This is a genomic window from Janthinobacterium sp. JF4, assembly GCF_059617925.1.
Genome location: NZ_JCAQAV010000089.1, coordinates 1 through 3,147 on the forward strand (window position 1 = coordinate 1; position 3,147 = coordinate 3,147).

The 3,147-nt window shown below is 61.7% G+C and carries 1 protein-coding gene; it reads right to left on the bottom strand.

The window, feature by feature from the left end:
* Positions 1–3,147, bottom strand: a 3,147-nt coding sequence (locus AC54AF_RS26935) for a beta strand repeat-containing protein (protein ID WP_496639035.1), incomplete at both ends; no start/stop codon positions are given.

Below are 3,147 nucleotides of genomic sequence, written 5' to 3' on the forward strand. Positions count from 1 at the left end.
TGTCCAGGCTGCCGGCGTTGATGGTCAGCTGATTGGCCACCGTCGTGGCATTGCGATGGTCGAAGGTGGCGGCCGTGATGTCGAGCTTGCCATTGCCCGTGATCTTGCCGTGCTGGTTGTTGAATTGTCCTGCGTTAATCGCCAGGATGCCGGCGCCCGCATGCTCCAGCTTGCCATTGACGTTCGTCAACACCGTCGCGTTCAGAGCCAGGTTAGCGCTGTTGCCGGCGATGCGACCGGCCGTGTTGTCAAGTTTACCAGTGGTAATGGCGGTATCGCCCGTGCCCGTCTGCACGATCTCGCCACTGGCGTTGTTCAGGTTGGCCACGTTCAGTTGCAACTGGCCGGCCACCAGCTGGCCCTGGCTGTTCACCAGAGACTGGGCATTGTTCGCGTTGGCGGTGATGGCCAACACGTTGCTGGCGGAAACCACCGCCTTGTTGGTCAATACGTCGCCGCTGCGCGCGGTGATAGCGATGTTGGCGGCGCCCGTCTGGCTACCCGACAAATCGACCGATGCGCCTGTCAATTGAGCGCTACCCGCCGCGAGGTTCTGCCCGCTCGCCTGCAAGACGCCATCCGCGTTGATGGTCAAGTCGCCCGCAGTGCCCAGGCTACCGTCCGCTTTCACGCCGGCGCCCAGCAAGCCGCTGCTGGTGACTTTGCCTGCCGTAATATGGGTGTTGTTGACGGAGGCAATGGAGCCGCTGTTGTTCAACAAGCCACCCACCGTCAGTTGCTGATTGCGACCCGCATACAGCAGACCGGCGTTGTTCAGGTCACCGCTCACTTTGGCCGTCAGGTCCGTACCGGCGCTCACTGTTCCCTGCTGGTTCAGCAAGGTCACAGCATCCAGACGCAATTTGTCCGCCTGTAACACGCCGCGCGTGTTGTCGATATTTACGCCGCCCACATGCAAGTCGGCAGTCGCTGCCATCACGCCGTCCGTATTGTTCAGTACACCTTTGCTGCCGATGTCGGCCGCTGCAGCCGAGGTGATGCGGCCCTTGCTGTTGTCCAGCACGCCCGCCTGCAGATTCAAGATGCCCGTGCCCGCGTGCTCGATCTTGCCTTCCTTGTTTGTGACGCTGACGGCATCGATGTTCAAGTTTGTGCTGTTGACGGCAATGCGTCCGGCCGTATTGTCCAGATCACCGGTCTGGATGACCGTGTTACCCGCGCCCGTTTGCAGCACCGTGCCCTTGGCGTTGTCCAGATTCCCCACAAGCAGATCCAGCAGGCCCGCCTGCAAGGTACCTTCCGTGTTGTGCAGGGAGGCGCCCGTCGTGACGTTCAACGTGCCCGACGTCGTCACCACGGCCTTGTTCGTGCTGATATCGCCTTTGGTTGCCGTCAGGCCGATGTTCGCGGCGCTGGTCTGGCTGCCGCCGATGTCGAGCGTGGCGCCTGTCAGTTTGGCATTGCCTGCCGCCAGGACCTGGCCATGCGTAGCCAGCGATTGCGTGGTATTCAGGGTCAAGTCGCCAGCCGCGCCCAGCTTGCCATCGGCCTGCATGCCCGCGCCGAGCAAGCTGCTTGCGCTGCTGTCGAGCGTTGCCGCCGTCAGACTGGTATTGCCCTGTGCCGCGATCACGCCTGTGTTCGTGATGGCCCCTGTTGCGGTCAGGGATTGATTCCCAGTCGCATAAAGGCTACCCGTATTGCTCAAGGTATCGAGTGTGGTATTCAGGTTACCGCCGGCAAACACGTTGCCTGCGGTATTGTTCAAGTTCTCCACATTCAAGGTGGCGTTGCCGGCCACGGCCTGCAATTGGCCCTTGGTGTTGTCGATATCGCCACCGGACAGTTGCAGATGACGCCCTGCCGCCACCGTCCCTTCCATATTGTCCAGGCTGTTCACGTTCAATGTGGCATCCTGCGCCGCCACGATGCGGCCTGTGTTGTTCAGCAAGGTAGTGGCCTTCACCAGCGCATCGCCATTGCCCTCGATCTTGCCGCCCGTGTTGTCCAGCTGGCCGGTGGCGCTCACCGTCATCAGTCCAGTGCCCGTCTGTGCCAGGCTGCCGCTGCGGTTGTCCAGCGTGCCGGCGTTCACCGTCAACTGATTGGCCACCGTCGTTGCATTGCGGTGGTCGAAAGCGACTGCTGTGATATCAAGCTTGCCATTGCCCGTGATCTTGCCGAACTGGTTGTTGAACTGCCCTGCGTTAATGGCCAGCACGCCCGCGCCAGCATGCTCCAGCTTGCCATTGACGTTCGTCAACACCGTGGCGTTCAAGGCCAGGTTCGCGCTGTTGACGGCGATGCGGCCCGCCGTGTTGTCGAGTTTGCCGGTGGTAATGACAGTGTCGCCGGTGCCCGTCTGCACGATTTCGCCGCTGGCATTGTTCAGGTTCGCCACGTTCAGCTGCAGCTGGCTGGCCACCAGCTGGCCCTGGCTGTTCACCAATGACTGGGCATTGTTCGCGTTGGCCGTGATGGCCAGCACGTTGCTGGCGGAAATCACCGCCTTGTTCGTCACAACATCGCCAGTATTTGCCGTGATGGCGATGTTTGCTGCGCCCGTCTGGCTACCCGACAAATCGACCGATGCGCCTGTCAATTGAGCGCTGCCCGCAGCCAGGTTCTGGCCGCTCGCCTGCAACACGCCATCGGCGTTGATGGTCAAGTCGCCCGCCGTGCCCAGGCTGCCGTCCGCTTTCACGCCAGCGCCCAGCAAGCCGCTGCTGGTGACTTTGCCAGCCGTAATATGGGTGTTGTTGACGGAGGCAATCGACCCTGTGTTGTTCAGCAAGCCACCCACCGTCAGCTGCTGGTGGCGGCCCGCGTACAGCAAGCCAGCGTTGTTCAGGTCACCGCTCACTTTGGCCGTCAGGTCCGTACCGGCGCTCACTGTTCCCTGCTGGTTCAGCAAGGTCGCCGCGTCCAGACGTAAATTGTCCGCCTGCAACACGCCGCGCGTGTTGTCGATATTCACACCGCCCACATGCAAGTCAGCAGTCGCTGCCATCACGCCGTCGGTATTGTTCAGTACGCCCTTGCTGACGATGTCCGCCGACGCGGCCGAGGTGATGCGGCCCTTGCTGTTGTCCAGCACGCCCGCCTGCAGATTCAACGCACCCGTGCCCGCGTGCTCGATCTTGCCGTCCTTGTTCGTGACGCTGACGGCATCGATGTTCAAGTTTG